28 protein-coding genes are annotated in these 26,838 nt (G+C 69.1%); 11 read left to right on the forward strand and 17 right to left on the reverse strand.

Annotation, left to right across the window (positions count from 1 at the left end):
• Window positions 1–11: 11 nt before the first annotated feature.
• A complete protein-coding gene (locus tag ACW5EG_RS06475) occupies window positions 12–887 on the forward strand; it encodes a hypothetical protein (RefSeq protein WP_457017947.1) in 876 nt (291 codons plus the stop codon).
• A gap of 157 nt (window positions 888–1,044) precedes the next feature.
• On the opposite strand, the gene ACW5EG_RS06480 is transcribed toward ACW5EG_RS06475, so the two are convergent.
• Window positions 1,045–2,058, reverse strand: a complete 1,014-nt coding sequence (locus ACW5EG_RS06480; protein ID WP_457017948.1) for a zinc-dependent alcohol dehydrogenase family protein — start codon at window positions 2,056–2,058, stop codon at window positions 1,045–1,047.
• 275 nt (window positions 2,059–2,333) lie between these two features.
• On the opposite strand from ACW5EG_RS06480, the gene ACW5EG_RS06485 reads away from it, so the two are divergent.
• Window positions 2,334–3,455: an NAD(P)-dependent alcohol dehydrogenase gene (locus ACW5EG_RS06485; RefSeq protein ID WP_457017949.1), complete on the forward strand. Its 1,122-nt coding sequence runs from the start codon at window positions 2,334–2,336 to the stop codon at window positions 3,453–3,455.
• Window positions 3,452–4,924: an aldehyde dehydrogenase family protein gene (locus ACW5EG_RS06490; protein ID WP_457017950.1), complete on the forward strand. Its 1,473-nt coding sequence runs from the start codon at window positions 3,452–3,454 to the stop codon at window positions 4,922–4,924. The genes ACW5EG_RS06485 and ACW5EG_RS06490 overlap by 4 nt, the downstream gene beginning before the upstream one ends.
• A 190-nt stretch (window positions 4,925–5,114) precedes the next feature.
• Here the strand turns inward: ACW5EG_RS06490 and ACW5EG_RS06495 are convergent, their stop codons facing one another.
• From ACW5EG_RS06495 to asnS, 16 genes are all read right to left on the reverse strand, one after another.
• Entirely contained in the window at window positions 5,115–5,663 is a 549-nt protein-coding gene (locus ACW5EG_RS06495) for a DUF2939 domain-containing protein (RefSeq protein ID WP_457017951.1), read from the reverse strand.
• Window positions 5,663–6,349 (reverse strand): DUF2461 domain-containing protein, encoded by a 687-nt coding sequence (locus tag ACW5EG_RS06500; protein ID WP_457017952.1) that lies wholly within the window; start codon window positions 6,347–6,349, stop codon window positions 5,663–5,665. Before ACW5EG_RS06500 ends, ACW5EG_RS06495 begins: the two co-directional genes overlap by 1 nt.
• Entirely contained in the window at window positions 6,346–7,791 is a 1,446-nt protein-coding gene (gene sbcB / locus ACW5EG_RS06505; RefSeq protein WP_457017953.1) for an exodeoxyribonuclease I, read from the reverse strand. Before sbcB ends, ACW5EG_RS06500 begins: the two co-directional genes overlap by 4 nt.
• A 179-nt stretch (window positions 7,792–7,970) precedes the next feature.
• The gene (locus tag ACW5EG_RS06510) at window positions 7,971–9,335 is read right to left on the reverse strand and encodes an FAD-dependent oxidoreductase (protein WP_457017954.1); all 1,365 of its coding nucleotides are present in this window, start codon (window positions 9,333–9,335) and stop codon (window positions 7,971–7,973) included.
• Window positions 9,336–9,472: 137 nt separating this feature from the next.
• Complete coding sequence (gene kynU, locus ACW5EG_RS06515; protein ID WP_457017955.1) at window positions 9,473–10,744, reverse strand: kynureninase; 1,272 nt, start codon at window positions 10,742–10,744, stop codon at window positions 9,473–9,475.
• A 105-nt stretch (window positions 10,745–10,849) separates the two neighbouring features.
• On the reverse strand, window positions 10,850–11,875 hold the full coding sequence (locus tag ACW5EG_RS06520; protein WP_457017956.1) for an amidohydrolase family protein: 1,026 nt from the start codon (window positions 11,873–11,875) through the stop codon (window positions 10,850–10,852).
• Between the two features lie 90 nt (window positions 11,876–11,965).
• On the reverse strand, window positions 11,966–12,514 hold the full coding sequence (locus tag ACW5EG_RS06525) for a 3-hydroxyanthranilate 3,4-dioxygenase (protein WP_457017957.1): 549 nt from the start codon (window positions 12,512–12,514) through the stop codon (window positions 11,966–11,968).
• Window positions 12,511–12,963 carry a RidA family protein gene (locus tag ACW5EG_RS06530; RefSeq protein ID WP_457017958.1) on the reverse strand — a complete coding sequence of 151 codons (453 nt, stop codon included), beginning with the start codon at window positions 12,961–12,963 and terminating at the stop codon, window positions 12,511–12,513. Before ACW5EG_RS06530 ends, ACW5EG_RS06525 begins: the two co-directional genes overlap by 4 nt.
• Window positions 12,963–13,625 carry a carbonate dehydratase gene (can, locus tag ACW5EG_RS06535; RefSeq protein ID WP_457017959.1) on the reverse strand — a complete coding sequence of 221 codons (663 nt, stop codon included), beginning with the start codon at window positions 13,623–13,625 and terminating at the stop codon, window positions 12,963–12,965. Before can ends, ACW5EG_RS06530 begins: the two co-directional genes overlap by 1 nt.
• 28 nt (window positions 13,626–13,653) lie before the next feature.
• Window positions 13,654–15,081, reverse strand: a complete 1,428-nt coding sequence (locus ACW5EG_RS06540; RefSeq protein WP_457017960.1) for an aldehyde dehydrogenase — start codon at window positions 15,079–15,081, stop codon at window positions 13,654–13,656.
• Window positions 15,082–15,126: 45 nt separating this feature from the next.
• Window positions 15,127–15,939, reverse strand: a complete 813-nt coding sequence (nei, locus tag ACW5EG_RS06545; protein ID WP_457017961.1) for an endonuclease VIII — start codon at window positions 15,937–15,939, stop codon at window positions 15,127–15,129.
• 41 nt (window positions 15,940–15,980) lie between these two features.
• The gene (locus tag ACW5EG_RS06550) at window positions 15,981–16,766 is read right to left on the reverse strand and encodes an SDR family oxidoreductase (RefSeq protein WP_457017962.1); all 786 of its coding nucleotides are present in this window, start codon (window positions 16,764–16,766) and stop codon (window positions 15,981–15,983) included.
• Between the two features lie 13 nt (window positions 16,767–16,779).
• Window positions 16,780–17,400: an FMN-binding negative transcriptional regulator gene (locus ACW5EG_RS06555; protein WP_457017963.1), complete on the reverse strand. Its 621-nt coding sequence runs from the start codon at window positions 17,398–17,400 to the stop codon at window positions 16,780–16,782.
• A gap of 126 nt (window positions 17,401–17,526) precedes the next feature.
• On the reverse strand, window positions 17,527–17,844 hold the full coding sequence (locus ACW5EG_RS06560) for a hypothetical protein (protein WP_457017964.1): 318 nt from the start codon (window positions 17,842–17,844) through the stop codon (window positions 17,527–17,529).
• A complete protein-coding gene (locus ACW5EG_RS06565; RefSeq protein ID WP_457017965.1) occupies window positions 17,841–18,146 on the reverse strand; it encodes a hypothetical protein in 306 nt (101 codons plus the stop codon). The genes ACW5EG_RS06560 and ACW5EG_RS06565 overlap by 4 nt, the downstream gene beginning before the upstream one ends.
• A gap of 11 nt (window positions 18,147–18,157) precedes the next feature.
• On the reverse strand, window positions 18,158–19,558 hold the full coding sequence (gene asnS / locus ACW5EG_RS06570) for an asparagine--tRNA ligase (RefSeq protein ID WP_457017966.1): 1,401 nt from the start codon (window positions 19,556–19,558) through the stop codon (window positions 18,158–18,160).
• 102 nt (window positions 19,559–19,660) lie between these two features.
• On the opposite strand from asnS, the gene ACW5EG_RS06575 reads away from it, so the two are divergent.
• The 8 genes from ACW5EG_RS06575 (at window position 19,661) to ACW5EG_RS06610 (ending at window position 26,818) form a co-directional block, all read left to right on the forward strand.
• Window positions 19,661–20,002, forward strand: a complete 342-nt coding sequence (locus tag ACW5EG_RS06575; protein WP_457017967.1) for a HesB/IscA family protein — start codon at window positions 19,661–19,663, stop codon at window positions 20,000–20,002.
• Window positions 20,003–20,197: 195 nt separating this feature from the next.
• Entirely contained in the window at window positions 20,198–20,662 is a 465-nt protein-coding gene (gene rpsF / locus ACW5EG_RS06580) for a 30S ribosomal protein S6 (RefSeq protein ID WP_457017968.1), read from the forward strand.
• Window positions 20,663–20,673: 11 nt separating this feature from the next.
• Complete coding sequence (gene rpsR / locus ACW5EG_RS06585; protein ID WP_146385085.1) at window positions 20,674–20,904, forward strand: 30S ribosomal protein S18; 231 nt, start codon at window positions 20,674–20,676, stop codon at window positions 20,902–20,904.
• A 184-nt stretch (window positions 20,905–21,088) separates the two neighbouring features.
• Complete coding sequence (gene rplI, locus ACW5EG_RS06590) at window positions 21,089–21,541, forward strand: 50S ribosomal protein L9 (RefSeq protein WP_457017969.1); 453 nt, start codon at window positions 21,089–21,091, stop codon at window positions 21,539–21,541.
• A gap of 329 nt (window positions 21,542–21,870) precedes the next feature.
• Window positions 21,871–23,271 carry a replicative DNA helicase gene (locus tag ACW5EG_RS06595; protein WP_457017970.1) on the forward strand — a complete coding sequence of 467 codons (1,401 nt, stop codon included), beginning with the start codon at window positions 21,871–21,873 and terminating at the stop codon, window positions 23,269–23,271.
• Window positions 23,272–23,349: 78 nt separating this feature from the next.
• Window positions 23,350–24,489, forward strand: a complete 1,140-nt coding sequence (gene alr / locus ACW5EG_RS06600; protein ID WP_457017972.1) for an alanine racemase — start codon at window positions 23,350–23,352, stop codon at window positions 24,487–24,489.
• Window positions 24,490–24,523: 34 nt separating this feature from the next.
• Window positions 24,524–25,954: a cryptochrome/photolyase family protein gene (locus ACW5EG_RS06605; RefSeq protein WP_457021101.1), complete on the forward strand. Its 1,431-nt coding sequence runs from the start codon at window positions 24,524–24,526 to the stop codon at window positions 25,952–25,954.
• 237 nt (window positions 25,955–26,191) lie between these two features.
• Window positions 26,192–26,818 carry an OmpA family protein gene (locus ACW5EG_RS06610; protein WP_457018425.1) on the forward strand — a complete coding sequence of 209 codons (627 nt, stop codon included), beginning with the start codon at window positions 26,192–26,194 and terminating at the stop codon, window positions 26,816–26,818.
• Window positions 26,819–26,838 lie beyond the last annotated feature (20 nt).

The raw sequence follows: 26,838 nt of genomic DNA on the forward strand, positions 1-26,838 counted from the left end.
GGAGCACGTCCATGCGCATGATCCTGGTCCACGGTATCAACCAGCAGGGCAAGAGCGCGCGCAAGATCCACGACGACTGGCTGGATGCGCTGCATGCGAGCTACGCCAGGCAAGGCCCCGATCCGCTGGCAAGGCTGTCGCGCATCGAGGCCGCGTTCTACGGCGACACGCTCGAGACGCTCAGCTCGGCCAAGGTCACCAGCCAGGCCATCGCGCTGGGCGCGGAAGAAGCCAGCGATGACTTCGACGAGTTCGCGCTCGACGCGCTCAAGCAGATGGCGCTGCGCATGGGCGTGACCGAGCAGATGATCCAGGACGAGGCGGCGACCACGGTCGTGGCCCAGGGCGCGGGCATCCACAAGAAGTGGGTCAAGGCGATCGCGCGCGTCGTGGAGAAGGTGTCTCCGTTGCGCGGAACGCTGGCGCTGCGCGTGTTGGGGCAGGCGCATGCCTACATCCGCAACCAGCATGTCCATGACGAGGTCAACAAGCTGGTCCGGCCGCTGTTCGAGGACGACGAGCCGGCGATCGTCGTCTCGCACTCGCTGGGCACCATCGTGGCGTATTCCATGCTGCGCGAGTTCGCCCGCAACGGGCGCCCGCGCCAGTCGCCGCTGCTGGTCACGCTGGGCTCGCCGCTGGGCATCGACAGCGTGCGCAAGGGCTTCGCGAAACCACGCACGCGTCCCGACAACGTGCAGCGCTGGGTCAACGGCGCCGACCCGGAGGATTTCGTGGCGCTGCAGGGCGAGTTGACCGGGCATACGTTCGGTCTCGGCGTCACCAACTACCCGGACTTCGAGAATGGCCACGACGACCCGCATTCCATCGTCGGTTACTTGGGCGATCCCCGCATCGCCAGGGAGATCGCCGACGCGATTGGATGAGGTGTGGCAGCGGCGAGAACAGCGGCCGGGGAGAGATCCGGAGGCTGGTGTCGATTCCGAACAGCAGCGCGGCACGACCACGGTGCTGCGCTTGCGTTGACCCGGTCCTGCACGCCCGGTGGCGTGCAGGCGATCGTGCTGGCCGGGATGCGTGCCGCTAGCCGGCCACTTCGATCACGACCTTGCCCAGGTGCGCGCCTGATTCCAGATGGCGGTATGCCGCCTGCGCCTCACCGAACGGGAAGACGCGGTCGACCACTGGCGTGATGCCGCTGGTGACCATCGAACGGATGACCTGCTCCAGCATCGCCCGGCTGCCGACGAAGACGCCGGCCAACCGCTTGGCGCTGAGCAGTGCGAACGGACTGATCTCGCCGCCAAAGCCGCTGACGCCACCGATCACCGCGATGGTGCCGCCAATCGCAGTGGCGGCGATGGAGCGGGCGGCCGTGTCCTGCCCGCCCACTTCGAGCACCAGGTCGACGCCTTCGCCGCCGGTCAGGCGCAGCACCTCGTCCTGCCACTCGGGCATGTCGCGGTAGTTGACCGTCGCATCCGCGCCCAGGGTGCGTGCGCGATCAAGCTTGGCGTCGCTGGACGAGGTGATGACAACGCGCAGGCCCGCCGCCTTCGCCAGCTGCAGGCCGAGGATCGAAACGCCGCCCGTACCCAACAACAGCACGCTGTCGCCGGGCCGCAGGTCGGCGGTTTCGAAGATCGCGTTCCACGCGGTCACGCCTGCGCAGGGCAGGGTGGCGGCCTCCACGTAGCCGAGCTGTGCGGGGAGCAGGACCAGGGTGTCCTCATGCAGGGTGACTTCCTCGGCGAGCATGCCGTCGACGTCGCCACCGAGCGAACTGCGCAGCTTGTGCCGGTCGGGCGCGCCGTCGTGCCAGTGCGGGAAGAACGATGCCGCCACCCGGTCGCCGGGCTTGACGCGGCTGACCATGTCGCCGATCGCGACCACGTCGCCGGCGCCGTCGGAGCAGGGGATGACGGTGCCATCCGCGCCCGTCGTGTACGCGCCGCGCGCGATCATCAGGTCGCGGTAGTTCAGCGACACGGCGCGCACCCGCACGCGGACTTCATGGGGTTGCAGGGGCCGCTGGGCGATGTCGTCCAGCCGCAGTCCATCGATCTGCCCGCCGTGCGTGATCCGGTATGCCTTCATCCCGCGCCTCCGTATTGCCCGTCGTCGGGCCGCATGCATTGTGCGCCAGCGTCGTCAGTCCAGACCGGGCGGTGATGGAACAGGCCGTCGCGTTGCGCGGCGCCAAAGCGCGCTCGGCTCAACGGGGACGACAGCGGTTCGAGCCGCGCCCGTGAATGCCGCTCGGGGCCTCCGTAGCGCACCGCTTGCGACACTCCGTTCCATTGCAGATTTCCAACGCGGGGTTACGCGCGCAGGGTGCATGCTGGAACCGACATTCGTGATTGGAGACCTGCATGAAGATCCAGGCAGCGGTGACACGCGCACAGGGCGAACCCTTTTCCATCGAGGCAGTGAATCTGTCCGGGCCAGCCCCCGGCGAGGTGCTGGTGAGGGTGGTGGCCACCGGGGTCTGCCATACCGATGCGGTGGGACGTGACCTGGCGGTATCGCCGTACCCGATCGTGCTCGGCCATGAGGGCGCGGGCGTGGTCGAGAAGGTCGGCCAGAACGTCACCAGCCTGGTGCCGGGCGACCATGTCGTCATGTCGTTCGCACATTGCGGCCAGTGCGCCAATTGCCTGACCGGCCATCCCACCGTCTGCGACATCTTCAACGACCTGAATTTCGGCGGCCGCATGGACGACGGCAGCGCACGCCTGCACCAGGGCGATGCGGACCTGTCCACCTTCTTCGGGCAGTCCTCGTTCGGCACGCATGCCGTGGCGCACGAGCGTAACGTGGTCAAGGTCGACAAGGACGTGGACCTGGCGCTGCTCGGACCGCTGGGCTGCGGCATCCAGACCGGCGCCGGCACCGTGCTCAACTCGATCAGGCCCGAGTTCGGCACTTCCATCGCGGTCTATGGCTGCGGTGCGGTCGGGCTGAGCGCAATCATGGCGGCGAAGATCGCCGGCTGCCCACAGATCTTCGCGGTGGACGTGCACGACAACCGGCTCGAGCTCGCGCGCGAACTCGGCGCCACGCACGCCTACAACGGCAAGGACGTCGACGTGGTGAAGGAGATCAAGGCCGCGTCCGGCGGCGGCAGCCATTACGCGGTGGAGACCACGGGCGCGCCGCCGGTGGTGCGCCAGGCACTCAATGCGCTGCGCCCGCTGGGTCGCGTGGCCATCGTCGGCGTGACGCCGAAGATGGAGATCGACGTGCACAACGACCTGATGGCCGAGGGCAAGGGCATGATCGGCGTGATCGAGGGAGACTCGGTGCCACGGGTGTTCATCCCGCAGCTGGTCGCGTTCTACAAGGCCGGCAGGTTCCCCTTCGACAGGCTGGTGCGCTTCTACGATTTTGACCAGATTGCCCAGGCGTTCGACGACTCCGCGAGCGGTGTGACGGTCAAGCCGGTGCTGCGAATGCCCGCGGCATCCGCCGCCACCGTGGAGCAGCCGCGATGAGCGGCCCGGCAGGCTACGAGCGGATCGGACTGCTGCCGATCGCAGGCAGCTGGCGCGAGGGCGGCGCCGGACGTCGGCTCAAGGTGAGTGATCCCTTCAACGGCGAGGCATTGCTGGACATCGCGATGGCCAGCCACGAAGACCTCGACGAGGCCTATCGCGCCGCGCAGGACGCGCAGCCGGCGTGGGAAGCCATGGGCCCGGGCGCGCGCGCCGCCGTGCTGCACAAGGCGGTGACGATCTTCGACGCGCGCAAGGACGAGATCATCGACTGGCTGGTCCGCGAATCCGGCAGCACCCGGATCAAGGCGGGCATCGAATGGGGTTCGGCGCGCGCCATCACACTGGAGGCGGCCGGCATGCCCGGCCGCAGCCACGGCCACATCCTTCCCTCCGACGTGCGCGGCAGGCAGAGCCTGGTGTATCGGCAGGCGCTGGGGGTGGTCGGGGTGATCAGCCCGTGGAATTTCCCGCTGCACCTGAGCGCGCGCTCGGTGGCGCCGGCACTCGCGCTCGGCAACGCGGTGGTGATCAAGCCGGCCAGCGACACGCCGGTGACCGGCGGCCTGCTGCTGGCGCATATCTTCGAGGAAGCCGGACTGCCGCCGGGCCTGCTCAGCGTGCTGGTCGGCGCCGGCTCGGAGATCGGCGATGCCTTCGTCGAGCATCCGGTTCCGGCGTTCATTTCCTTCACCGGCTCCACGTCGGTCGGACGCGGCATCGGGCGCATCGCCAGCGGCGGCGAGCACCTCAAGCGCGTGGCGCTGGAGCTGGGCGGCAACAGTCCCTTCGTGGTGCTGGCCGATGCCGACATCGAGGCTGCGGTGGCCGCGGCTGTGGTCGGCAAGTTCCTGCACCAGGGGCAGATCTGCATGGCGGTGAACCGGATCATCGTCGAGGCGCCGGTGCTGGAGGCGTTTACCACGCGCTTCGTCGAACGCGTCAAGGCGCTGCCGGTCGGCGATCCCGACAAGCCGGACACGGTGGTGGGGCCGGTCATCAATGCCAGCCAGCTCGACGGGCTGCGCGCGAAGGTGGCGCGCGCCAAGCAGGAGGGCGCGACGATGCTTGTCGGCGGCGAGCCGAAGGGCAACGTGATGCCGCCGCACGTGTTCGGCGATGTCACCGCCGGGATGGAGATCGCGCGCGAGGAAATCTTCGGGCCGCTGGTGGGCATCCTGTCGGCGCGCGATGCCGGGCACGCGCTGGAGCTGGCCAACGACAGCGACTACGGGCTGTCGAGCGCGGTGTTCACCGGCGACGTCGCGCGCGGCCTTGCATTCGCACGACGCATCCGCGCCGGCATGACCCACGTGAACGACATGCCGGTCAACGACGAGGCGAATGCACCGTTCGGCGGCGAGAAGAATTCCGGGCTCGGCCGCTTCAACGGCGACTGGGCCATCGAAGAGTTCACGCGCGACCAGTGGATCACCGTGCAGACCGGGCCGCGCACCTATCCATTCTGATCCCGCCGCGACACACACCCACCTGTAGGAGCGGCTTCAGCCGCGATCGCCAGCAACACCCCGCGCCTGTCGCCCACGTCGCCAAGGATGAGGACGGTCGTTCAGACCTGTCTGCCGCAGGTCGCGGCTGAAGCCGCTTCTACAGGTGCGGGCTGCCAGGCGGTGCGCGGGTACTCCGCCGGCGGGCTGCTCAACCCACGCCCGCAGGCGGCAGCCGGATATCCGACAGCTTCCAGCGCAGGCCCTTGCGGGTCAGCACGAACACCACCGGCGCGCCGTCTTCGGTGTGTACGGTGGCGGTGAAGCGCGATGTCGACTCATAGCGCCGCTGCGCATTGCGCCATGGGTCTGGCCGGGCGGTCGCGCCTGCCTCGGTGCGCGGCGGCGGCAGTCCGCTGGCGCGGTTCCAGACCTTGCGGCCTTCCATCAGCGCGCCGAGGCCATAAGGCGTGACCATCAGGTCGACGGCGCCGCCAGCCAGTTCGTTGGCGACGGTCATGCCCAGCGCGCCGAGCAGGCCGGTCTGCCGCTCGATGCCAACGCTGCGCGCGAGGCGGTCGCCGAACTGGGCCTTGAGGCTGGCGCGCAGCGGCGGGAAGTCGACGTGGCGGGCGAGCGCGGCATGGTTCTCTTCGCGCACCGCCTTGCCGATGGCGGTCATGGTGAGCCACGGTCCCGCCGCGACGTAGGCCAGCAGCGAAGCGAGCAGCAGGACGGACAGGATGAGCCACTTGCGCATCAGAACTCCAGGTCCAGCGAGGCGCACAGATAGTCCATGAAGGGGGTGAGCGCGTGCAAATCCTTCTGCAGCGTGGCGAGCAGGCGCGGTCCGAGCATCACCTCGTCGTCGATGCCGCGCCAGGCGACGAAGTTGCGGTGGCGCAGGTCGTCGATGAACTCGAAGTCGGCCGGGAAGCCGCGCGGCGGGCGCACCAGCATCTGGTCGCTGTCCAGATCAAAACGACGCCGGAACGCGGGCGCATGCGCGGCCGCCTTCCAGCCGCCGGGATTGTCGAAGATGAACTGTCGGATCTGGCGTTGCACCGGCGTGTCGGGATGCCAGATGCCGCCGCCGAAGAAGCTGCCGCCCGGCTCCAGGTGCAGGTAGAACGAGGGCGCGGACACCTGGCGGCTGCGTTCGTGGAACAGGCGCGCGCCCTGCCATTCCTTGTACGGGGCCTTGTCGTGCGCGTAGCGCGTATCGCGCTGGATGCGGAACATCGAGCCGCCGACCTTCTTCGAATCGGAGCGGAAGTGCAGGCTGACTTCCGCCAGCGGGCCCTGCAGGTCGTCGAGCAAGCGCTGGAACGGCTCGCGCACGTGCGCCTCGTAGTCGTCCTTGCGTGCGTGGAACCAGACGCGCTCGTTGTGGCGCGCCAGGCTGCGGAGGAACTTCAGGCTCTTGTCGGTGAAATATGTGCTCATGCCAGTGATGCGTGCAGGTGTTGGCCCCAGGCGTCGAGCTGGTCGAGCAGGGCAAGTCGCTCGGCATTGCCGGCGTGCTCGCCGCGCAGTGTGGCGATGCGATCGAAATAGGGCGTGAACCCGAGTTCGGACAGGGTGCTGCCGTCGGCCAGGCGCTGGCGGCGATAGTCGTTCCAGCGCTGGCGTTCGTCCGCGTCCAGGGTGTCGGGCCAGTTGCGGGCACGGTAGCGGAACAGCAGTTCGGGCATGCGCGGATCGCGGAAACCAAAGCTGCGGCTGCCCAACTGCGCGGGCGGGGTGGCGCGCACGTCGGCGAACAGGCGCTTGTCGCCGTCCTGCAGGAAACCGTCGTAGAGCGCGGCATCGGCGTCGGCGGCGGACTGTTCGCGCTCCTGCGCATAGACGCGGCGCAGCTTCTCGGCCAGTTCGGGGCCGGCTTCGCGCAGGCGTGCGGCGCGCGATTGGGCAATCGCGGGATCGATCGACAAGCGGACGAAGTCGTCGCTGCGCAGATGGTCCCAGCGCACGATCGACGGGCAGCGGTTGAGGTGGACTTCCTTGAGCGGGATGCGCGCCTGGCCCTCGGGCAACTGGTCGGCGCGCAGGTAGAGGCGGGCGGCGATGGTGTCGGCGTCGAGCTGGAGCAGCGTGTCGGGATCGCCGTCGAGGTCGAACACGATCACCCGGCTGTCGATGCGTGGATGGCGCGTGACCGGCACCACGGCCGCTGCGCACAGGCGGGTGGCCGGGTAGCGCTGCGAGACGTGCAGCACTGGCGTCATCGCGACGGTGTCGAGCAGGGTGGCGGCGTAGCGCTTGTCGCGCAGGCGCAGGGCGTAATCCCACAGGCGCGGCTGCGCGTCGCGGAAGCGCCGCGCCAGCCCGATCAGGGCGCGCACGTCCGACAGCGCCTCGTGCGCATCGCCGCTGCGCACGCCGTTGGCGATGGCCAGGTGCTCGAGCTTGAACGAGGTGCCCTTGCCGTCCTCGCGCTGCGGCCAGCTGATGCCATCCGGGCGCAGGGCATGCATCAGGCGCAGCACGTCAAGCAGGTCCCAGCGGCAGTTGCCGCCGCGCCACTCGCGTTCGTAGGGATCGTGGAAGTTGCGATACAGGCCATAGCGCACGAACTCGTCGTCGAAGCGCAGCGAGTTGTAGCCGAGCGTGCAGGTCTGCGGGCGCGACATTTCCTCGAAGATGCGGGCGAAGGCTTCGGCTTCGGACACGCCTTCGGCCAATGCGCGCTGCGGTGGCAGGCCGGTGACCATGGTGGCGTCGGGCGAGGGCAGCAGGTCGTCGGCAGGGCGGACCAGGAAGTCGATCGGCTCCTCGATCTCGTTGAGCGCTTCGTCGGTGCGGATCGCCGCGAACTGCGCGATGCGCGTGCGCCGCGGATCTGCGCCAAAGGTTTCCAGGTCGTAGAACAGGAAGGATGCGGGCATGCGGGCATTGTAGGCGCGGGAACGACGGTTCCGGGACGGGCGGCCTGCCGTGGCGCGCAGCCTCCCGCCGCACATCGCCGCGCCACCACCCCGCACGCCTGTAGGAGCGGCTTCAGCCGCGAACCCGCGATTCCCGAAGTTACCGAGATGTGCGGCCCTGGTCGCGGCTGAAGCCGCTCCTACCCGTGGGCGGGCAGCGGTTCGAGCAACGCCAACACCTCGGCGTCCAGCTTTGCCCAGTCGACCTTCCCCAGTGTTGCGAGCCCGGCGGTCGCGCGCACCAGGATGCCGCGCTGTACGTCGCTGCGCGCCAGCGCCTGCGAGTAGGGGATGCGCATGAAGCTGACCATGCTGTAGTGCGGAATGAAACGGCCCGGGTGCCGCTCCTGCAGCTGCAGCTCCAGTGCCCGCTGCAGGCGGTAGTCGCGGTCATCCACGCGGTCGCGCATCTCGATGTAGTTTTCCAGCGCCATGTGCTGGATCGCCGCCGCGTCGGGCATTCGCTGTTCGGCGAAGCCGGCATAGGCGGCGGCGATGTCGGGCGCCGAATCGAGATGGTCGGCCAGCGCCACGCAGTCCTCGAAGGCGCAGTTCATGCCTTGCCCGTGGAAGGGCACCATCGCGTGCGCGGCATCACCCAGCAGCACCGCACGCCCGTCCAGGTGCCATTGATCTAGGTACAACGTGCCCAGCAAGCCGGTGGGATTGCGCTCGTAGTCCTCTTCGAGCATCGGGATCAAGGGCACCGCATCGGCGAACTGGTCACGGAACAGCGCCAGCGCCGTCGCGCCGTCGGGCACCGTCGCGAAGCTCGGATGCGGACCTGCGTGCGGCATGAACAGGGTGACGGTGAAGGTGCGCTCGTCATTGGGCAGGGCGATGCACATGTAGTGGCCGCGCGGCCAGATGTGCAGCGCGTTGGCCTCGATGCGGAAATCGCCGTGCGGGCCCGGCGGGATCTCCAGCTCCTTGTAGCCGTGGTCGAGCCATTCGGTGCGCTCGCCCAGGTCCTGTACGCGCAGCATCTGCGCGCGCAGCGTCGAGCCGGCACCGTCGGCGCCGACAAGCGTACGGAACGGCCGGGTTTCGTCGTGTCCATCGCCCTTGACCTGCAGGGTGCCCGCATCGAAATCGACCTGCTCCAGGCGCCGGTCGAAGTGCAGTGTCGCGCCGGCGGCCTCGGCCGCTTCGATCAGCACGATGTTCAACTCCGCGCGGCTGATCGACCAGATCACCTCGCTGTCGTCGCGGCCGTAGCGCTGCAGCTCGGGCTCGCCGCCGAGCGGATGCACCATGCGCCCGCGCATCATCACCGCCTGGCGCATCACGCCCAGGTCGGCGCCGGCCTGGCGCAGCGCATGCAGGCCGCGTTCGGCCAGCGCAAGGTTGATCGAACGCCCGCCCGCGTACCCGTGCAGCCGTGGATCGCCACGGCTCTCGAACACCTCCACCTGCCAGCCACGCTGTGCAAGCAGGGTGGCCAGCAGGGTGCCGGCGAGGCCGGCGCCGATGATGGTGATCGATTGTCCAGTGCGTCTGTCCAAGGCCGTGTCCTGTCACTCGCTGAAACTGTCATTTCGATCGCAGGGAGAAATCTGCTGTCCGGCGGGCGGGCGCAGGATTTCTCCCTGCGGTCGAAATGACAAGAGTTCCCGCGCGGGCGCGGGAATGCGCGATGTCGTCATGCCGCCCGCCAGGCCTCCACTGCGCTGGCAAACCGCAGCAGGTCCGCGTGGGTGTTGTAGAGCGGGGTGGGTGAGATGCGGATGACGTCGGGTTCGCGCCAGTCGCCGACGATGCCCTGCTGACCGAGATGGTCGAACAGGGCGCGGCCGCGGTCGCGGCCGCCGACGACGCGCAGCGAGAGCTGGCAGCCGCGACGAGCGGGGTCGCGCGGGGTGATCACCTGCAGGGTGTCGCGCAGGCGTGCGTCGATCAGGGCTTCGAGGTAGCCGGTGAGGCGTTCGGACTTCGCGCGCAGTGCGTGCATGCCGGTCCGCGCAAACTGCTCCAGCGACGCGCGCAACGGCGCCAGGGCCAGGATCGGCGGATTGCTCAGCTGCCAGCCGTCGGCGCCGGGGGTGGGCACGAACTCCGGGCCCATGCGGAAGCGCGTGGCCTGCTCATGCCCCCACCAGCCGGCAAAGCGAGGGCGATCCGTGCGCGCATGGCGCTCGTGCACGAAGCAGCCTGCCACCGCGCCGGGACCGGCGTTCATGTACTTGTAGTGGCACCAGACGGCGAAGTCCGCGCCGCCGTCGTGCAGGGCCAGCGGCAGGTTGCCGGCGGCGTGGGCGAGGTCGAAACCGGCGATGGCACCCGCTGCATGCGCGAGACGCGCGATCGCGCCGATGTCGAATGCCTGCCCGGTGCGGTACTGCACGCCAGGCCACAGCACCAGCGCCAGGCGCGGGCCGTGCTGCACGATCGCGCGCTCGATCGCATCCATCGAGACCGTGCCATCGGACTCGTCGGCCTCGACCTCGACCAGCGACTGCGCGGGCGACAGACCATGGAACTGCAGCTGCGATTCCACCGCATAGCGGTCGGACGGGAAGCTGCCGGCCTCGACCAGGATGACAGTGCGCTCGCCGGCGGGCCGGTAGAAGCTGGCCATCATCAGGTGCAGGTTGGCCGTGAGCGAGTTCATCGCCACCACTTCGGTCGGCAGCGCGCCCACCACCGCGGCCAGCTGGTCGCGCACCAGGGCGTGGTAGGTCATCCACTGCGTCTGCCCGGTGAAGTGCCCTTCGACCGCTTCGGTCGCCCACTTGTCGAGCACCTCCTGGACGTGCGCGCGCGCGGCGCGCGGCTGCAGGCCCAGCGAGTTGCCGCAGAAGTAGGCCTGCTGGCCGTCGCCATGGCGCAGCAGCAGGAATTCGCCGCGCAGGCTGGGCAGGACATCGGCCGCGTCGAGGGCGCGGGCGTGCGCGTCCGAGTACAGGTCGTTCATGCCGTCATTGTAGGAGCGGCTTCAGCCGCGATGGGTTTGGATGGTCCATCCCGACCGTGGGCGGCCCCGGTATGACTACGACCGCGGTCGCGGCTGAAGCCGCTCCTACAGGAAGCGGGAGGCGGGCAGGCCAAGCCATTCCAGGGCGGTGCCGTGGTAGATGCGGGCGCGGTCGGGCTCGCCAAGGCCGAGCTGTTCGATGCCTGCGCCGGGCTCCTGCTCGCCCAGCGGGAAAGGGTAGTCGGTGCCGAGCATCACCCGCTCCACCCCGCAGGTGTCGAGCAGGTAGCGCAGCGCGCGCGGATCGGCCACCCAGGAATCGAAGTACAGCCGCTGCAGGTAGTCGCGCGGATTGTGCGGGTTGTCGGTGGCGACCAGGTCGGGCCGCATGTTGAAGCCGTGCTCGATGCGGCCGATGGTGTAGGGGAAGCTGCCGCCGCCGTGGGCCATGCAGATCTTCAGCTTCGGCAGCCGCTCCAGCACGCCGCCGAACACCAGGCAGCAGGCTGCGCGCGATTGCTCGGCCGGCATGCCGACCAGCCAGGGCAGCCAGTATTTGGGCATGGTCTCGGTGCCCATCATGTCCCAGGGATGCACGAGGATCGCTGCACCAAGGTCCGCGGCCGCTTCGAAGAACGGGAACAGCTCCGGCGCATCCAGGTTCCAGTGCGTGCCGTCCGGACCGGTGACGTGCGAGCCGATCTGCACGCCCTGCAGGCCCAGCTGGTCCATGCAGCGCTCCAGCTCCTGCACCGCCAGCCGCGGCGACTGCAGCGGCACGGTGCCCAGGCCCGCGTAGTGGCGCGGATGGTCGCGGCAAGTCGCGGCCATGTGGTCGTTGAGCGCCTGGTGCAGCTCCAGCGCGTGCTGCGGCCGCGCCCAGTGGCTGAACATCACCGGCACGGTGCTGATCACCTGCACCTGCACGCCGAAGCGCGCGAAGTCGTCGATGCGCTCCTGCGGGTCCCAGGTGCGCGACCAGATCTCGCGGAAGAAGCGGCCGTCCTTGTAGATGCGGTGGCGCCCGTCCTCGGTGTGGTGGATCACCGGGAAGCGCGCTTCGCCATACCTGCGCGCCAGGTCGGGCCAGTCGCGCGGCAGGCAGTGGGCGTGGATGTCGATCCTGAGCATCGCCCGATTGTAGGCACAGCCGCCGCGATGGGCGCGCCGCACTGCGGCACGGCCGCGCGGCTGCCCGAAGTCGAAGCGGGCGCGTGGGCCTCAGGTGATGTCGGCCTGCGAGTCGGCCTGCATCTCGTAGCGGGTGGGGCGCGGGTTGAGGTGGCCGCAGGCGCTGCAGGTGCGCAGCTCATCGCTGCGGTAGAAGGTCTCGAACACGCGGAAGAAATCCTGTTCGATGTCGGCGAGGTGGAAGAACTCCTCGTAAACCTTTTCATTGCACTGCTGGCAGAACCAGATCAGACCATCGTCTTCGTGCGGCAGACGCCTGCGCTCGATCACCAGGCCGACCGAGCCTTCGGCGCGCTGCGGCGAATGCGGCACGCGTGGCGGCAGCAGGAAGGTCTCGCCGGCGCGGATCGGGATATCGCGCACGCGGCCGTCCTCCTGGATGCGCAGCACCATCTCGCCCTCGAGCTGATGGAACCATTCTGGACCTTCCTCCCAGTGGTAATCGGTGCGCGCGTTCGGGCCACCGACCACCATCACGATGAACTCGCCGTCGTAGATGCACTTGTTGCCGACCGGTGGCTTGAGCAGGTGGCGGTTGTCGTCGACCCACTTCTGGAAGTTGATGGGGGCGGGGATCATGGCGTGCTCCTTGGCGAGGCGGCGTCAGCCACCGCCGCGATGCACTTGAGCTCGATCGCGATCGGCGTGGGCAGGGCGTCGATGCCCAGCGTGGTGCGGCAGGGCGCGCTGGCCGGGTCGGGGAAATGCTCGGCCCAGACGGCGTTGCAGGCCGCGAAATCGCCGGCCATGTCGGTGAGGTAGACGGTCACGTCGACCAGGTCTTCCCAGCGCGCGCCGCTGGCTTGCAGCACCGTGCGCACGTTGGCGAACACCGCGCCTGCCTGCGCGACGATGTCGTGGGCGACCAGCCGGCCATCGGCGTCGTACACGTTGCCCGGCACCGAGTCGGTGGCGGGATCACGCGGGCCGATGCCGGACAGGAACAGCAGCCCGCCGACGCGGCGCGCATGCGGATAGCGGCCGACCGGCGCCGGCGCCGCGTCCGCGCGGATGCCGGCGCCGCCCATCAGCGATCCACCCGGTCGACGCGGATCCGCGCCAGCGCCGGCGCGTACTGCTCGGGCAGCGCCTGCTCGCTGTCCACGTCGAGCCCCAGGTCGTGCACGCGGCCGTCGCGCAGGGTGTAGACCCAGCCATACACGTGGACCTTCTGCCCGCGCGCCCAGGCGTCGCGCACGATCGTGGTCTCGCAGACGTTCGCCACCTGCTCCAGCACGTTCAGCTCGCACAGGCGGTCGAGGCGCAGGCCGTGGTCGCTGATCGCCGCAAGCAGTTCGTCGTGCCGGTTGGCCACATCCTTGACGTGCCGGATCCAGTTGTCGGCCAGTCCCACGCGCATCCCGTCGAGCGCGGCCAGCACGCCGCCGCAGCCGTAGTGACCCACCACCAGGATGTGCTCGACCTCGAGCACGTCGACCGCGAACTGGATCACCGACAGGCAGTTGAGGTCGGTGTGCACCACCACGTTGGCGATGTTGCGATGGACGAACACCTCGCCCGGGGCCATGTCGACGATCTGGTTGGCCGGCACGCGTGAATCCGAGCAGCCGATCCACAGGAACTTGGGCGTCTGGATCTTGGACAGGCGCTCGAAGAAGCTGGGGTCCTCCGCTTCGATGCGCGAGGCCCAGGCTTCGTTCTTGGTCAGCAGTTCGTCGAGTCGGCTCATCGCGGGTCCGGTGGCGGTGTGTGGCCCATTATCGCAAAGCGATGCCGATGTTCCGCGGTTCGGTGAAAAAGCGCATGGCTTCGAGCCCGCCTTCGCGGCCCAGCCCGGATTGGCCGCTGCCGCCGAAGGGCGTGCGCAGGTCGCGCTGCATCCAGCTGTTGATCCAGACCACGCCCACGCGCAGGGCCGCGGCGAGGCGGTGGGCGCGGTCGAGGTCGCGGGTCCACAGCGAGGCGGACAGGCCGTACTCCACCGCATTGGCCAGGCGCAGCGCCTCGTCCTCGTCGTCGAAGGACTGCAGGGTGACGAGCGGGCCGAAGATCTCCTCCCGGTTGCTGGCGGTGTCCGGCCCCAGGCGGTCCATCACGGTCGGCTCGATGAACCAGCCCGGACGGTCGAGCGCGTGGCCGCCGCAGAGCACGCGGCCGCCTTCTTCCCTTGCCATCGCGATCGCGGCCGTGACCTTGTCGAAATGCGCCTGCGAGACCAGCGGGCCGAGCTGCGTGTCCGGGTCGACCGGATCACCGATGCGCAGCGTGCGTACGCGCTCAACGAAGGCGTCGGTGAACTGGCGCTCGATGCTGCGCTCGACCAGGATGCGCGAGCCGCACAGGCAGATCTGTCCGCTGTTCTGGAAAGCCGAGCGCACCAGGGTATCGAGGTGCTGCTGCCAGTCGCTGTCGGCGAAGACCAGGGTGGCGTTCTTGCCGCCCAGCTCCAGCGAGAGCTTCTTGAGCTGTGGCGCGGCCAGCGTGGCGATGCGTCGGCCGACTGCGGTGCTGCCGGTGAACGACACTGCACGCACGTCCCGGTGCATGACGATGGCTTCGCCGACCTCGGGGCCGCGGCCATGGACGATGTTCAGCACGCCGGCGGGCAGGCCAATCTCCGCCGCAAGCTCGCCCAGCATGGTCGCGGTGACCGGCGTGAGCTCGGACGGCTTGGCCACCACCGTGTTGCCTGCGGCCAGCGCGGGCGCGATCTTCCAGGTCAACAGGTACAGCGGCAGGTTCCACGGGGAGATGGTGCCGACCACGCCCAGCGGCAGGCGCAGGGTGTAGTTGAGCCCGGCCTGGCCGTGGTGCGATTCGCTGGCGAACTGGGTGGCCGCATGCGCGAAAAAGCGCAGGTTGGCGACGGCGCGCGGGATCTCGATCCCGCGAGCCAGGCCGATCGGCTTGCCGGCGTCGCGAGATTCGGCCTGGGCGAACAGCTCGGCCCGCGCTTCCAGCGCGTCGGCCAGCTTTTCCAGCCAGCGCGCGCGGACGTCGTTGGGCAGGGCAGCCCAGCCCGGCGCAGCAGCGGTCGCGGCAGCGACGGCATCATCGACGTCGCGCGTGTCACCGGCCGCAACCGAGGCGAACGGCCGGCCGGACGCGGGATCGGCCACCTCCAGCCATTGCCCGGAGGCCGGCTCGCGCAGCGCCCCGCCGATCAGGTGCAGGCAGCGTTTCATCGCGCCAGCTTACTCCGTGGCCTCACATCCGGCGCCCGCCGCGCCTCAGCGCTGGCACTCCGCACAGGCATACATCCGCCGTCCCGCCAGCATGCTGCGCACGATCGCCGCGCCACAGCGCGTACAGGGCTCGCCCTCGCGGTCGAAGACGTGGAAGCGGAACCCGTCCGCCGTATCGGTCAGGTAGTCCTCGCGCATGCCGCGTGCCGGCGCGATGCCGCGGGTGCGGTAGCTGCGGCGCGGGACCTCCAGCAGGGCAGCCGCAAGCCGGCTGCGCTCGTCCGTCGACAGATCCGCGGGTCTCCGCCCGGGCGCGATGCCGGCTTCGAACAGCACTTCGGCGCGCAGGTAGTTGCCCATCCCGGCCAGGAAATCCTGGTCGAGCAGCAGCCCCTCCAGCCGCCGTCGGGCAAAGCGGGGATCCTGCAGGCGCGTCGCCACGGTGTCCGCATCCAGGCCTGGATCGAGCACGTCGGGGCCGAGCTTCGACAGGAACGGGTGCCGCGCCAGCTCGGCATCGCGCCACATGGAGATGTCGGAGGCGGAGTAGAGCAGGATCGCCTTGTCGGACGTCTCCAGTGCAACGCGCAGCGAGCGTGTCGTGTCCGGCCGCAGGCCTGCATCGCAGACCTTCCACACGCCGTAGAGCTGGTTGTGGCTGTAGAGCGTCCAGCCATGGTCGAAGCGCGTCAGCAGCGCCTTGCCGTGCGGCTCGATGGCGAGGATGCGTCGCCCGGCCAGGGACTGCGCGTGGCGCTTGAGCGCCGGGAACGCGAACCAGGCCGACACCAGCGCCCTGCCGACCACGGCTTCTGCGAGGCGGTCTGCGGCACGGCGGATTTCGGGACCTTCGGGCATGGGGGCGTGAGTGGTGATTCGAGGGCCAGCGCCACTCCGACTCAGATCGACTGCATCCGCCCGCCGTCCACCGCCAGGCTGACCCCGGTGACATAGGCCGCGGCCGGCGAGCACAGGAAGGCGATCACGCCGCCGGTTTCCTCCGGCCGGGCCATGCGGCCGACCGGCACGCTGGCAAGCATGGCTGCCAGCACGTCCTCGCGCGACTTGCCGCTCGCTTCACTGCGGTCGCGCACGATCTGGTCGATGCGCGCGGTGTCGGTATAGCCGGGCAGCACGTTGTTGACGGTGATGCCGTGCGGCGCCAGTTCGCGCGACAGCGTCTTGGCCCAGCCCGCGACCGCGCCGCGGACCGTGTTCGACACCCCAAGCCCGGCGATGGGCTCGTAGACCGAGGTCGACACCACGTTGACGATGCGACCCCAGCCTGTCGCGCGCATCCCGGGCACCAGCGTCTGCACCAGCGCCTGGTTGGCCAGCAGGTGGCGGCTGAAGGCGTCCACGAACGCGGACTCGGCGGCGTCCAGCGCCGCTCCGCCCGGCGGGCCGCCGGTATTGTTGACTAGGATGTTCACCGGCGCGGCATCCGCCAGTCCGGCGACCGCGGCACGCAGCGCATCGCGCTGCGTCACGTCGCCAACCAGCACGCGATGTCGCTGGGCTGCGCTGCGGGGCAGGGCGTCGACCACAGCCTGCAGCGCGTGGGCACGGCGTGCCAGTACGGTGACGTCGGCGCCCAGCAACGCCAGCTCATGCGCCGCGGCACGACCGATGCCTTCGGATGCGCCGCAGACCAGGGCGTGGCGGCCGGAGAGGTCCAGGTCCATTGGTGCTGCTCCTTCAGTCGATATGGTGACGCATCAGCGCGGCCACGGCGCGGCTCCCGGGCGCATCCGCGCTGGCGAGCGCGTCGGCCACCGCCACCCGGTTTTCGACGGGATGGTTCTGGTTGAGCTTGAACTTCAGCTCGATGCGCGTGGGCTCGAAGCGGAAGCCGACGATGCCGCGCAGCTGGCGCCGGTGGTCTTCGCGATCGTGTTCGAAACGCCAGGACTGCCCGATCGAGGATTCGAAGCGCTCGCTCAGGCGCGCGACGAGGTCGGCAAGCCCGTCCTCGTCCTCGAACACCTGTAGCGCGCCCGAGAGATGCGCAACCGCGTAGTTCCAGGTCGGCACGCGCGCGGCCGGCTCCTTGTCCGGGTACCAGCCCGGCGACACGTAGGCGTGCGGACCGTGCACGATCAGCAGCGCGGCGCCACCGTGGCGCGCCTGCGGGTTCGGCCTGGCCCAGTGCCCTTCAACCAGCACGCGTTCGCCGTCGCGGCGGTACAGCACCGGCAGGTGGCTGGCGAATGGCGCGCCATCGACGTCGACGGTAACCAGGGTGACGAAGGAATCAGCCGCCAGCAGCGCATCGAGCTGCGCCAGGTCGGTCTCGGCAAAGGCGCGCGGCGTGTACATGGCGCGATGTTAGGGCATCGGGCGTTGCACGCGGTGGCGCAGCGGGAGCAGCGATCGCCGCGCTGGCGACTCCCGGTTGTTGCATCCACCGTCGTCCGCGCAAAGGGGAGCCCGGCAGTGCGGGCCTCAGGCCCGCGCGCCGAGCAGCTGCACCATGCGCGCACGCAGCGAAGCCTCGTCCCCGCCGGCGGGCGGCGCCAGTTCGGACAGCGAAAAACCGCGTTCGAGCGCGTCTTCCTCATCCAGGCCCTCAAAGGAGACGAAGGCAGCATCCATCAGCATCGCTCGCGCCGTGTCCTCGCTGTCGTAGACCAGGGTGTTGCCGTCGCTGTCGAACACCTCGGCGGTGCCGGCCTCGCGCACCCGCAGCCGCGCCCAGATCAGGGTGCGTCCGAGCGTGGCGAGCCACCAGCCCTCGCTCACGTGCTGCAGCGGCGCGCTCATCGAAGCACCGCCGACCACAGCCACAGCAGCCCTGACATGGCCACCGCGCCCATGATCACGAATGCGGCCACCCGCGCCGGCGTCGCGAGCCCGGTGAACTGTGTGTCGGGCACCGAGCGATAGCGTCCGGCCAGCAGCCAGGCCAGCGCCGAGGGTGAGAGGAACGCGCTTTCGCCCAGCGAGGCGCGCACCTCCGGATGGCGGTCGCGCAGGTGGACCAGGGACAGCGGCCAGAAGATCACGAACGCGGTGATCCCGCCGATGGCGATGCCGACGAAGCACAGGGCGAGGAAGAGGATCATCGGTCGACCGCTCAGTATTCCGCGTGGCCGGGCGCGCGCGGATACGGAATGGCGTCGCGGATGTTGGACAGCCCGCACACGTACACGATCAGGCGCTCGAAGCCCAGGCCGAAGCCGGCGTGCGGCACGCTGCCGTAGCGGCGGAAATCGCGGTACCAGGCGTAATGCTCGCGGTCCAGGCCGAACTGGTCCATGCGCGCGTCGAGCACGTCCAGGCGCTCTTCGCGCTGGCTGCCGCCGATGATTTCACCGATGCCCGGCGCCAGCACGTCCATCGCCGCGACGGTCTTGCCGTCGTCGTTCAGGCGCATGTAGAAGGCCTTGATGTGCTCGGGATAGTTGGTCACCACCACCGGCCGGCCAACGTGCTGCTCGGTCAGCCAGCGCTCGTGCTCGGTCTGCAGGTCCAGGCCCCATTCCACCGGGAAATCGAACTTGTGGCCGGACTTCTGCAGCAGCGCCACCGCATCGCTGTACTCGATGCGCTCGAACGGCGCGTTGATGAACGACTCCAGCCGCGTGATCGCATCCTTCTGCACGCGCTCGGCGATGAAGGCCATGTCGTCGCCGCGCTCGTCGAGCACCGCGCGGAACAGGTACTTCAGGAACTCCTCGGCCACGCGCGCGTCCTCGGCCAGGTCGGCGAAGGCGATCTCCGGCTCGATCATCCAGAACTCGGCCAGGTGGCGGGTGGTGTTGGAGTTCTCGGCGCGGAAGGTCGGCCCGAAGGTGTAGACCTTGCTCAAGGCCAGCGCGAAGGCCTCGACGTTGAGCTGGCCGGACACCGACAGGAACACTTCCTTGCCGAAGAAATCGCGCGAGAAATCCACCGCGCCGCGCTCGTCGCGCGGCAGGTTGGCCATGTCCAGCGTGGAGACCCGGAACATCTGTCCCGCGCCTTCGGCGTCGGAGGTGGTGACGATCGGCGTGTTGATCCAGTAATAGCCGTTCTGGTGGAAATAGCGGTGCGCGGCCTGCGCCAGGCAGTGGCGGATGCGGGAGACCGCGCCAAACAGGTTGGTGCGCGGGCGCAGGTGCGCGACCTCGCGCAGGAACTCCAGCGAGTGCGCCTTGGGCTGGATCGGATAGGTTTCCGGATCCTCGACCCAGCCCACGACCTCGATCGATTCGGCCTGGATCTCGAAGCTCTGGCCCTGGCCCTGCGACGGCACCAGGGTGCCGGTGGCGATCACCGCGCAGCCGGCGGTCAGCCGTTTGACCTCGGATTCGTAGTTGGCCAGCGCGGCCGGCGCAACCACCTGGATCGGCGCGAAGCAGGAGCCGTCGCTGACGTTGACGAAGCTCAGCCCGGCCTTGGAATCGCGCCGGGTGCGCACCCAGCCGCGGACCGTGACTTCGCCGCCCGCGGGAATCCTGCCCGCAAGCGCGTGTTCGACGCTGGAAACCGTCATGCCTTCGATCCTGGGGAGAGGGGCCGATATCGGAACGCACAGTTTAGCGCGGCACCGGCCGTCGAAAGGCCTTCTTCAGCCACCCCGCGCTAGAATCACGTCATGGCCATCCAGCTCACCTCCGCCGCGCTCGACCGCGTCCGCCAGTTCCTCGCCGCCGATCCCGATGCACTCGGGCTGCGCTTCGGAGTGAAGAAGACCGGCTGCTCGGGCTGGGGCTACGAGGTGGAGCTGGCGCTCGACGCGCTCGAGGGCGACAGCGTCAGCGAGCAGGATGGCGTGCGCATCTACGTCGACGCCACCAGCCAGCCGATGGTCGATGGCACCACCATCGACTTCGTGCGCAAGGGCCTGAACCACGAGTTCGTGTTCGCCAATCCCAGTGCGGCGGCCGAATGCGGCTGCGGGGAAAGCTTCACCACCGACGCCGATCGCGCCGCCTGAGTCGCGGACCGGGGTGCCGGGCGCCGCCTGGCACGATCCAGCCGTCCGCCTTGCCCGCAAGCCATTGATCCTCCATAATGCCCGGCTCCCTGCGGCCTGCGCTGCGGGGAGCCCTTGCTCCACCGCGTCCGGATCCGGTCGCCGGGGAGCTTTCCGGGCCGCCCCTGGGGCGCCCGACACCCGAAAGGACAACCCATGCGTCATTACGAAATCGTGTTCCTGGTCCATCCGGACCAGAGTGAGCAGGTGCCGGCGATGATCGAGCGTTACAAGACGCTGATCGAGAACGGCGAAGGCAAGATCCACCGCCTGGAAGACTGGGGCCGCCGCCAGCTGGCCTATTCGGTCAACAACCTGGTAAAGGCCCACTACGTGCTGCTCAACATCGAAGTCGGCCAGGAAGTGCTGACCGAGCTCGTCGAGGGCTTCCGCTTCAACGACGCCATCCTGCGCCACCTGGTGATGCGCCGCGACGAAGCCGACACCGAGCAGTCGCTGATCATGAAGAACAAGGACGAGAAGCCGGAACGTCCCGACCGCCCCGAGCGTTCGGATCGTCGCCGCCGCGATGACGACGAGACCCCGTCCACCGACGGCGAAGGCAGCAAGGCCGAAACGGCCGAGCCGACCGAACCGACCGAACCGACCGAAGCCGCCTGAGGAGCACACCCATGTCCAAGTTCTTCCGCCGCCGCAAGTTCTGCAAGTTCACCGCCGAGGGTGTCAAGGAGATCGACTACAAGGATCTCAACACCCTGCGCCAGAACCTCACCGAGAACGGCAAGATCGTGCCGAGCCGCATCACCGGCACCAAGTCGCGCTACCAGCGCCAGTTGGCGCTTGCGGTCAAGCGTGCGCGCTTCCTCGCGCTGATCCCGTACACCGACAACCACAACGTGTAAGAACCCGGCCTCCCGCACGGGAGGCGTCTGCTTTCCTCCCCCTCGGGGGAGAGGGCAGGGCGGGGAGGGTGTTCCGGCCGGCCGTGGCGGATCGCTTCGTCCCCCCGGTTCGAGACCGATCCGTCCGATTCGGACAGCAAGCGTTGCGGCAATCTCCAGCCGCTAACGAATACGGAGCAATGAAATGCAACTGATCCTCCTGCAGCGCGTGATCAACCTCGGCGACCTCGGTGACAAGGTCGACGTCAAGCCGGGCTACGGCCGCAACTACCTGGTTCCGCAGGGCAAGGCCGTGCCGGCAACGGCCGCCAACCTCGCCGATTTCGAGACCAAGCGCGCCGACTACGAAGCCAAGGCCAAGGGCATCGCCGACGAGGCCCAGGTCCGCCTGGCCAAGCTCGAAGGCGCCAGCGTGACCATCTACGCCAACGCCTCGGCCGAGGGCAAGCTGTACGGCTCGGTGGGTCCGCGCGACATCGCCGAGGCGCTGACCAAGGCCGTGACCGAAGTGGGCAAGTCGGAAGTGGTGCTGGGCGAAGGCCCGCTGCGCAACACCGGCGAGTTCGACGTGGTGATCCACCTGCACGCCGATGCCGAGACCACCGTCAAGGTGATCATCGAGCCCGAAGCGGCCTGATCGCCGCATCCCCGGGCTGGATATGGACAGGCGCCGCAAGGCGCCTGTCCTGTTTTCGGGGCAGGGTCCAGGTGGCGGGCCGGGCCGGATCCACTTGATCCGGCTGCAGGTCCCGCCTGCGCCGACCGGCGGGTGCAGCCACAACGGCAACCGGACCAGCGGTGCACCAGGACCGCCCCGATCGCAGGCGCCGAGACGTCCCCGGCGCATAACCGGCTTATCCACAGCTTGTTCCATCGCGTACCCACAGCCGCGCCCGCTACGATGACGGTCCGGGATCCATCCACCACGACTGCATCCCCGGTCCGTCGCCTGGAGTGACTCCCCTGATGTCCGCAAGACCCGGCTTCCGCCAGGACCAACGCCCCGAACCCCGCGTCGAGCAACTGCGCGTACCGCCGCAGTCGGTCGACGCCGAACAGGCCGTGCTCGGCGGCCTGATGCTGGCGCCGGACGCCTACGACCGCATCGCCGACCTGCTCAACGACAAGGATTTCTATCGTCGCGACCACCAGCTGATCTACCGCGCCATCCGCGAGCTGGCCGAGAAGGACAAGCCCTTCGACGCGGTGACCCTGGGCGAGTGGTTCGAATCCAATGGCCTGTCCGAACAGGTCGCCGGTGGCGCGTATCTCGTCGAGCTGGCCAGTACCACGCCGTCGGCGGCCAACATCAAGGCCTACGCCGAGATCGTGCGCGACAAGGCGGTGCTGCGCCAGCTGATCGAGATCGGCACGGACATCGTCAACGACGGCTTCCAGCCCGAAGGCCGCGACAGCGCCGAGATCCTGGCCAAGGCCGAGCAGCAGGTGTTCGCGATTGCCGAGGCGGGCTCGCGCGGGCGCCAGGACTTCGTGCCGATCAACAGGGCCATGGCCGAGGCCTTCGACGTGCTGCAGACGCGGCATGCCAACGGCGGCGGTCTCACCGGCCTGCCGACCGGCTATACCGAATTCGACCAGATGACCGCCGGCCTGCAGCCGACCGACCTGATCATCCTCGCCGCGCGCCCGGCCATGGGCAAGACCACCTTTGCGCTCAACATCGCCGAATACGCCGCGATCAAGACCAAGAAGGCGGTGGCGGTGTTCTCGATGGAAATGTCGGCCAGCCAGCTCGCGCTGCGGCTGATCTCGTCCAACGGCCGCATCAACGCCACGCGCCTGCGCACCGGCCAGCTTGAGGACGAGGACTGGAGCCGCGTGACCAGCGCGATCCGGATGATCAAGGAAACCAAGATCTTCATCGACGACACGCCCAGCCTGTCGCCGGACGTGCTCCGCGCCAAGGCGCGCCGGCTCAAGCGCGAGCACGACCTGGGCTTGATCGTGATCGACTACCTGCAGCTGATGGCGGTGCCGGGCAACAGCGAGAACCGCGCCACCGAGATCTCCGAGATCTCGCGCTCGCTCAAGGGCCTGGCCAAGGAGCTCAACGTGCCGGTGATGGCGCTCTCCCAGCTCAACCGCTCGCTGGAGACGCGCACCGACAAGCGCCCGGTGATGGCCGACCTGCGCGAATCGGGCGCCATCGAGCAGGACGCCGACATCATCGTGTTCATCTATCGCGACGAGTACTACAACAAGGAAAACTCGCCCGACAAGGGCCTGGCCGAGATCATCATCGGCAAGCAGCGCAGCGGCCCGACCGGCTCGTTCAAGCTGAAGTTCTTCGGCGAATACACGCGCTTCGACAACCTCGCGCACGATTCGGTCGGCAGCTTCGAGTAGCGCCCCGCTCCCGGGCGGCGCGCACTAGAATCGCAAATCGTCGGCCGCCGCCGGTACGCCAGCCCGGGATCGATCCGTTTGAGCGCAGCTTGCATCCAGCGGCCAAGCCGCATCCTGGTCGATCTCGACGCCATCGCGGGCAACCTGCGTGCGATCGCCGGCCACGTGCGCGTACCGGTGATGCCGATCGTCAAGGCCAACGCCTATGGCCACGGACTGGTGGCGGTGGCGCGCCACCTGCAGGCGCAGGGGGCCGGCAGCTTCGGCGTCGCCTTTCTGGAGGAGGGCATCGCCTTGCGCGAGGCCGGGATCGATGTGCCGATCCTGGTGATGGGCGGCATCTTTGGCCCTCAGGTCGCGCAGTTCCTCGCCCACGACCTGCAGCTCACCGTGTCTTCACTGTCCAAGCTGCGACAGGTCGAAGCGGCCGCCGAGGCATTCGGCCGCAGGGCGCGCGTGCACTTGAAGATCGACACGGGCATGGAACGCATCGGCGTGCACAGCTGGTCGGCCGGGCCTTTCATCGAGGCCGCGGTGCGTTCGCGCTGGTGCGAGGTGGCCGGTGTGTACTCGCACCTGGCCTGCGCCGATGATCCGGCATCGGCGATGACCGCGCTGCAGCTCGAGCGGCTGCTGGAGGCCTGTGCCCATTTCGACCGCCTCGGCGTGCCGATGCCGATCCGGCACCTGGCCAACTCCGGCGGCGTGCTGCATTTCCCCGACACCTGGCTGGACATGGTGCGGCCGGGGATCCTGCTCTACGGCGTGCTGCCCGATCCTGCCTCGACGCGGTCGGTGCCGGTGCGCCCCGCGCTGTCGCTGGTCTCGCAGGTGGTGTATTTCAAGGTGGTCCGCGCCGGCAGTCCGATCGGATACGGTGCGACCTGGACCGCTGCGCACGACACGCGCGTGGTGACGGTGCCGATCGGCTACGGCGACGGCTGGCCGCGTGCGCTGTCCTCCTGCGGGCAGGTGCTGATCGGTGGCCGGCGCCATCCCGTGGCGGGGCGCGTGTGCATGGACCAGTTCATGGTCGACATCGGCGGCCACAGCGCCTTCAACGAGGATCCGGTGGTGCTGGTCGGGGCGCAGGGCGGGGCGGCGATCACGGTCGAGGAAGTCGCACGCAGCGCCGCTACGATCCCCTACGAGATCCTGGTCCAGCTCAACGATCGCATTCCGCGCGAGTATCGCGGCGGCGCCGGCGACGCGGGCTGAGGCGCGGCCGGGCCGCAATACAGGAGACACATCGATGGCCAATGCGCTGGTGTGGTTCCGCAATGACCTGCGGCTGGACGACCAGCCGGCGCTGCGCGCCGCGCTCGATGCCGACCAAGTGCCGGTGTGCGTCTATATCCATGCGCCGGACGAGGAGGGCGCGTGGCGGCCGGGCGCGGCCTCGGACGCCTGGCGCCAGCGCTCGCTGGCCGCGCTCGATGCGAGCCTGCGCGCGCGCGGCTCGCGCCTGCGCATCTTCAGCGGCCCGAGCCTGGAGCTGCTGGGCACGATCGCCGCGGCCTGCGACGCCGAGGCGGTGTACTGGACACGCCGCTACGAGCCGGCGATCGAGCGCCGCGACGCAGCCATCAAGCGCGCACTGCGCGGGCAGGGCCTGCACGCGGAGAGCTTCAACGGTTCGCTGCTGTTGGAGCCCTGGACGCTGGCCACGAAGCAGGGCGGGCCGTACCGCGTGTTCACGCCCTTCTGGCGCACTGCGCTGGCCGCCTGGCGGGCGCCTGCGCCCTGGTCGGCCCCGCAATCGCTGCCGGACCTGGACGGTGATCCGGACGGAATCCGGCTCGAGGTCCTGAAGCTGGCGCCGCCGCGCGGCTGGGATGCGCAGTTCTGGGAACACTGGACGCCAGGCGAGGCGGGTGCGCGCGAAGCGCTGGAAGTGTTCGCCGACGGCGCGCTGCGCGGCTATGGCCAGCAGCGCGAGCGCCCGGACCGGGTGGGCACGTCGCGCCTGTCGCCGCACCTGCATTTCGGCGAGATCGCGCCGTGGCGGGTGGTGGCCGCACTGGAGGCGCAGCGGACCGCTGCCACCGGCGCCGACATCGATGCCTTCGTCCGCCAGCTGGGCTGGCGCGAATTCGCCCACCACCTGCTGCACCACTTCCCGGACAGCCCCGAGCGCAACTTCAACAGCAGCTTCGATGCCTTCGCATGGGCCCGGCCGGACCGGCGCCTGCTGGATGCCTGGCGCAACGGCCGCACCGGCGTGCCGATCGTGGATGCCGGCATGCGCGAGCTCTGGCACACCGGCTGGATGCACAACCGCGTGCGCATGATCGTAGGCAGCTGGTTGTGCAAGCACATGCGCCAGCACTGGCGCGAGGGCGCGCGCTGGTTCCACCAGACCCTGGTCGATGCCGACCTGGCCAACAACAGCATGGGATGGCAATGGGTGGCCGGCACAGGGGCGGACGCGGCGCCGTATTTCCGCGTATTCAATCCGGTCACGCAGGCGACCAGGTTCGACCCTGACGGTCGTTACGTGGCCCGCTGGCTGCCCGAACTCGCGGCGCTGCCGCTGCCGCTGCGGCACGCACCCTGGCTGGATCCGGCCGCGGCCAGGCGGCTGGCGCCGGACTATCCCGCCCGCCCGGTGGTCGATCTTGCGGCCGGGCGCGAGCAGGCGCTGGCTGCTTACCGGGCAATGCGTGGCACCGTGTCCAGCTGATGTTGCGAAACCAGCCGCATGCAGGCGAGGGCTCCGTCGCATTCCCCTGATGCGGTTCGGGCCGCTTCCTGAACGGAGCTGCCCCCTGGGGCTCCAGGTCGCGCATCCCCGTCACCCGCCGTTGGCAGTTGCCGTGGTTTGCTGGCGCCCCATTCATCTACGCGGGACACCCCGCAGGAGACCGCCCCCATGCGTCACAAGACCGCGTTCGCCGTCTCAGCCGTTCTTGCCAGTTCGATGCTTGTCGGCTGCGCTACCTATACCGGCCAGACCAGTGCCCCTGACGACCCCAACCGCACCCGAAACAATGCATTGATCGGCGCCGGCATCGGGGCGGTCGCCGGCCTGCTCAGCGGTGGCGACGCCACCGAGCGTCGCCAGCGCGCGATGGTCGGCGTCGGCGTAGGTGGCCTGGCCGGTGGCGCCGTTGGCGCCTACCAGGACCGCCAGGAAGCCGAGCTGCGTCGCCAGACCGCCGGCACCGGCATCCAGGTCGACCGCGAGGGCGACACCATCAAGCTCAACCTGCCCGATGGCGTGACCTTCGACTTCAACCGCACCGAGCTCAAGCAGCAGTTCTATCCGGCGCTCAACAACGTGGCGAGCACGCTGCGCGAGTACAACCAGACCATCGTCGAGGTCAGCGGCCATACCGACAACATCGGTGGCGAGGCGGTGAACCAGCGCATCTCCGAGCAGCGCGCCCAGAACGTGGCCACCTACCTGATCGGCCAGGGCCTGCAGCGCGAGCGCTTCGAGGTTGCCGGCTTCGGCTACCGCTTCCCGGTGGCCGACAACAGCACCGAGCAGGGCCGTGGCCTCAACCGCCGCGTCGAGATCCGGATCGTGCCGCTGCAGGGCTGATCACGCGACCAACGTAGACC

It is taken from the genome of Luteimonas sp. A611 (assembly GCF_054072715.1).